Source organism: Nitratireductor sp. GZWM139, from assembly GCF_030068685.1.
GTDB lineage: Bacteria > Pseudomonadota > Alphaproteobacteria > Rhizobiales > Rhizobiaceae > Nitratireductor > Nitratireductor aquimarinus.
On record NZ_JAMQML010000036.1, the window covers coordinates 1 to 5352 of the forward strand.

A 5352-nucleotide genomic window follows, 5' to 3' on the forward strand; every position below is an offset into this window, starting at 1 on the left:
AGGGCCGTCGCCCCATCACGCAGAGAGGATATCCCTTGCTTATCTTCATCAGTGATGATGATATGTTCGAGCCAGCCTGTCAAGCATAATTTGGTAAGACTCCAGGAAGGAACAGGGATGCCCCAGATGCAGCGAAACGCCGTTCGAGCCGGTCACGTCATCGCGTTTCAGGACGGCGAGCACCGGCACTTGAGAGACGGTATCGTCGTGTGGCAGGGAAACGAGATCATTCACGTCGGCAAGGAATTCGACGGCGAACTGCACGCCGTCCGCGATGCCCCGGGAATGATCGTCACACCTGGCCTCATCAACACCCATGCCCATCTTTCCGAATCGCCGCTCGACAAGAGCTTCGTGGAGGATCGCGGCCCTAGGCAGTTCTATCTTTCCGGATTGATCGAGTTCCTGCCGGCACGCGACGGCGCGATCACGCAGGAAGGGCGGCAGGCGAGCATCGCGTTCTCGGCACTGGAGCTCGTTCGCACCGGCACGACGACGATTATGGAGATCGGCGCCTTTGGCGACGCCGTGATCGACGTGGCGGAGCGAAGCGGCCTGCGGGCCTATGTCGCGCAAAGCTACCGGTCCGGCCGCTGGTACACCGATGACGGCCGCTCGGTTAAATATCAGTGGTTCGAAGACGACGGGCGTGCCGCCTTCGATGCCGCGGCGGCATTCTGCGAAGCCAATGAGGGGCGTGCCGACGATCGCATCCGCACGTTCCTGAGTCCCGCTCAGGTCGATACGGTTTCCGGTGAATTGCTCAAGCGATCGCGCGCCGCGGCGACGGATCTGCGTGTTCCCCTGGCCCTCCATACCTCGCAATCGGTGCCGGAATTCACCGAGATCATCCGCCGACACGGCAAGTCCCCGATCGAATGGCTGCACGAGATCGGCTTCCTCGGAAGGGACGTCATCCTTGGCCATGCCATCATCGTCGGCGGAACCAGCTGGGCGAATTTTCATGCCGACGACATCGGCATTCTCGCCGACACAGGGACCAATGTCGCGCATGCGGTGTGGGTATTTGCCCGGCGAGGCATCGCAATGGAAAGCTTCTCGAAATATCTCGCACGCGGCGTCAACATGACGATAGCAACCGACACCTGCCCCCAGAGCATGATCGAGGCGATGCGCTGGACGGCGGTCGTCAGCAAGATCATGGACCGGCGCACCGAAGTCGCCACGGCACGGGACGTCTTCAATGCCGCCACGCTCGGCGGCGCCAAGGCGCTCGGGCGCGACGACCTCGGCCGGATTGCCAAGGGTGCGAAGGCCGACATGCTCTTGTGGGACAAGGCCGGGATCTCCATGGCCCCGGTCCGCGACCCCATTCGCAATATCGTCTACTCGGCGCAATCCGAGGATCTTCACAGCAGCATCATCGATGGCCGATGGGTGATGCGCGATCGGCAGGTCGAAGGCTTCGATCCGCATGCACTTGCCGGCAGGCTCCAGAATGCTGCCGAGCAGATGTGGGGAGGCATGCAGAAGGGAGACTGGGCCGGCAGGAACATCGACGAACTCTCGCCCGAAAGCTTCCCGGAATTCCGCCCGTGAAAGGCAGCGTCGCGCTATCGGTAGGCAAGTCCGTGCAGAGCGGCCGCCAGGACCTTGATGCCGCTCACCATGTCCTCCACCGACGAGAATTCCTCCGGCGTATGGCTCCGGCCGTCCCTGGAGCGGACGAAGATCATCGCAACCTTGGTGATCGCGGCCATCTGCTGGGCGTCGTGCGCGGCGCCGCTTGCCATGGTCATCACCGGCACCTTTTGGCTGGCGGCCGCCTTCGCCAGATGGCCGAGCAGTTGGGGGTCGGACAGCGTCGGCTCGTGATCGATCATCACGTTCCAGTCGATGTCCAGCCCGCGCCTGGCAGCGACCTCCAGCATCAGCCCCTCGTGCATGGCATAGAGCCGGCGGCGTGCGACAGGGTCGGGGTGGCGGGCATCGACGGTGAAATCCACCTGGCCTGGGATGATGCCGGGAAAGTTGGGACTAACCAGCACGCGGCCGACAGTGGTGACCGCCGGTCGGCCGAGGCGGTGGGCGGTATCGATGACGCCGGAGGCGATTTCGGCGAAGCCGGCCATCGGATCGCGGCGAATTTCCATGGGAAAGGCGCCGGCATGGTTTGCCGCGCCCCGGACCGACGCATGGTAGTGGCGGATGCCGGTGATCGCATCGACAATCGCGACCGGCAGTCCCGCCTGCTCCAGGATCGGACCCTGTTCGATATGGAGTTCGATGAAGGCCGCGATGTCGTCGCGCCTAGCTTCGCGAAAACGAAGCGGATCGAGTCCCGCCTCGCGCATGGCCTCCTCGATGCTTTCTCCGGAAAAGGCGCGAACCTCGGTGAGATCCTCGTCTCTGATGCGCCCAGAAATGGCGCGCGAGCCCCAGAAATTGGCGTTGGGGAAACGGCTCGATTCTTCCTCGCAGAAGGCAACTGCCTCCAGCGTGCGCAGCGGCGTTCCGAACTGCTCCTTCAGCGCTTTGATGGCGATGAACGCCGATATCGCCCCGAGTGCGCCGTCGTAGCGTCCGCCCGGCGTCTGCGAGTCGATGTGCGATCCCGAGACAATGGCCTTGCCGCCTTGCGAGCCCTCCAGACGTCCCCAGACATTGCCCACCGCATCGTGACGAACGGCCAGGCCGGCATCTGCGCACCATTGCCCGAAGCATCGGGTCGCGCCGATCCATTCCGGCGAATACACGGTTCGCGAAACGCCGGTTTCTTCGACGGCGCCGAAAGAGGCCAGCTCGAGCACGCACCGCTCGACGAAATCAGGATCGATGGAGATCGTTTCGACAAGGTCTTTCATTCTGCCGCTCCTGTTGACGCCGAGCCATTCTCATCCGACGGGCGCTGCGATAAAACCGGATTGTTTCGCAGCGTCCGCATCGGAAAAATCGATGAATGCGATGTGCGCATTCTCACTCGGCCCGTCTCTGTAGATCAAGATGAGACCGGCCGGGTGCCCGGATTTCAGCGATGAACCATCGACAGCTGGAGACGTTCTACTGGGCTGCAAGGCTGGGCAGTTTTGCCAGGGCATCGGCCCATCTGAACGCGACCCAGTCTGCGATTTCCACGCGGATTCAAGAATTGGAGGCGCATCTTGCGGTGACGCTTTTTGACCGGACGAGACGCAGCGCGCGAATCACCGCGGAAGGCGCCGCACTGCTTCCGCTGGTGCAAGAGGTTCTCGATGCGGCCGAGCGCCTCGAACAGGCGGCAGGCAGGCAGCCGCAGGTTGCCGGTTACGTGCGGCTCGGCGTGACCGAAATCGTCGCGTTGACCTGGTTGCCCGAATTGCTGAGCGAACTGAGGTCAGCCTATCCGGCGGTGCAAGTCGAGATCGAAGTGTCGCTGTCGCAGCATCTGGAGCGGAAGCTTGAGCGCGGCACGCTCGATCTTATCTTCGCTGCCTCGGACATGCAGCCGTCGGAGTTCGTATCGCGCCAACTCGGGATGATTCAGTTCGTGTGGGTCGCCGGTCCCGGCCTGGATGGTCTTCCGGACATGCTGACGCCGGAAACAATCCCATTCGTACCGATCATAGCCACGTCGCGGGAATGGCAATTCCGCGGCTCGACACTGACATGGCTTACCTCCAACGAAGTGCGCTTCCGGAAGGTCACGATCTGCAACACGTTTCGCACCGCGGCTTCGCTCGCCATAGCCGGGCTCGGCGTCGCCTATGTTCCTGAAGCCCTCTATCGGGCCGAGCTAGAAAGCGGGTCGTTGAGGAAGATCGACTGCTGGCCACTCAATCCGCCGCTGAATATCTTCAGCATCGCGCCGCTGGCAAGGCTCGGTGAGGCCGCCGCGGCGGTTTCGAGCATCGCCGGCAATGCCGCGGCCCGGCATCCGTGCTGGATCACGATCAGGGATTAGATTTGCAGCGCCACGGATCAACGCTTGTAGCTCGTCCTTGTTCGTCGGTTGATCCACTCGTGGCGCTGTTCCTGAGATGTCGCTTGGCACTTAATTATGATAATGCCCTTCCAACGATCTTAATGGTTACGTTGGCACTTAATATGAGAATGAGCAGTTAATTTGATAATGCGCGTTGGCATTTGTCACTTAATGTGAGAATGCAGCTTGCGGTGTTTTTGCTCGCGGACGTGCCATGAACAACCCATTTCCTGACGAAGTTGACGAGGCGCTTTGGGACGAAGCGTGCCGTCGCGCGGATGTGATCCGAGAATTCCTGAGAGGCAGGACCCGCAACGCGACAGCCGCACAAGTTGCCGACCTCGCTGCCGCGATGGAAGTCAGCCAGGCGACGGCGTACAGACTGATCAAGCTGTTCCGCAGCGGCGGGACCGTTCTCTCGCTGGTAGGTCGCAAGCGAGGACGGCCGGAGGGCCATCGTGTTCTGGACGATCAACGCGAGCAAATCGTCCGGACAACGATCAGCGCGTACTACCTGAAGCAGACCCGGCCGACGGTATCGCAACTGGTGCGAGATGTGCAGACGAACTGCATCTCGGTCGGGATGAAGCCGCCGCATCGCCGGACGATTGTGACTCGCCTCCGGGACATTGACCTGCAAAAACGCGCCAAGCTGCGTGGTGAACAGAAGATCGTAAAGGCGACGACCGCCGTACCTGGGGTCCTTGGCGCGTCCCGCCCCTTACGGATCGTCCAGATCGATCATACCAAAGCCGACGTCTTTGTTGTGGATGAGAAGAACCGGCAACCCGTTGGCAGGCCTTGGCTGACGTTGGCGATGGACGTGTGCAGCCGGATGGTCACCGGTTTCTATCTGACGATGGATGCACCGTCCCGGCTGTCAACCAGCCTTTGCCTGTTGCACTCCGTCTTCGACAAATCGGCATGGCTGAGGGAACGTGAGATCTCGGATCCGTGGCCTGTCGCCGGCCTGCCGGACTTGCTGCACGTCGACAACGGCGCCGACTTCCGTAGCCGTGCATTCAAGAGAGGGTGCCAGGATGCCGGCATTGCGATCGAATGGCGGCCGCCGGGCGAGCCACGCTTCGGCGGTCATATCGAGCGGCTGATCGGAACGCAGATGGGAAGGCTGCATCTGCTGCCTGGGACGACGTTCAGTAACGAACAGGAGCTTGGTGAGTACGACTCCAGGTGTCGCCATCGTTGAGCGTGCTGGGCCGGAAATGCTCCGAATGCTGCGTGGTCACATGATGGGTGACAACAAGGTCCGATTCAGTGACGCTACCGAAAACATGATAGTTCGGTCTCGCAGGCCGAGCGTCACTCCACAGATGCAGTTAATTTGAGAACCCCACCGTCAAGATTCTCATGACTAAATGCCAAACCGGAACGGAACCAGCGCATTCTTGCATTTAACTGCCAAGTGACAA

At 61.4% G+C, this 5352-nt stretch carries 4 protein-coding genes; 3 read left to right on the forward strand and 1 reads right to left on the reverse strand.

Annotated elements, in window-relative coordinates; all coding sequences use genetic code 11:
* The first annotated feature begins 117 nt into the window (after positions 1-117).
* Positions 118-1560: a chlorohydrolase family protein gene (locus NDI72_RS21615; RefSeq protein WP_283801755.1), complete on the forward strand. Its 1443-nt coding sequence runs from the start codon at positions 118-120 to the stop codon at positions 1558-1560.
* A 14-nt stretch (positions 1561-1574) separates the two neighbouring features.
* On the opposite strand, the gene NDI72_RS21620 is transcribed toward NDI72_RS21615, so the two are convergent.
* Positions 1575-2825, reverse strand: a complete 1251-nt coding sequence (locus tag NDI72_RS21620) for a hydantoinase/carbamoylase family amidase (RefSeq protein WP_283801756.1) — start codon at positions 2823-2825, stop codon at positions 1575-1577.
* A gap of 170 nt (positions 2826-2995) precedes the next feature.
* Here NDI72_RS21620 and NDI72_RS21625 point away from each other — a divergent pair, with 170 nt between their 5' ends.
* Entirely contained in the window at positions 2996-3901 is a 906-nt protein-coding gene (locus tag NDI72_RS21625) for a LysR family transcriptional regulator (RefSeq protein WP_283801757.1), read from the forward strand.
* Between the two features lie 235 nt (positions 3902-4136).
* Positions 4137-5129, forward strand: coding sequence for a TnsB C-terminal domain-containing protein (locus NDI72_RS21630; protein ID WP_283801758.1), 993 nt, complete (start codon positions 4137-4139; stop codon positions 5127-5129).
* Positions 5130-5352 lie beyond the last annotated feature (223 nt).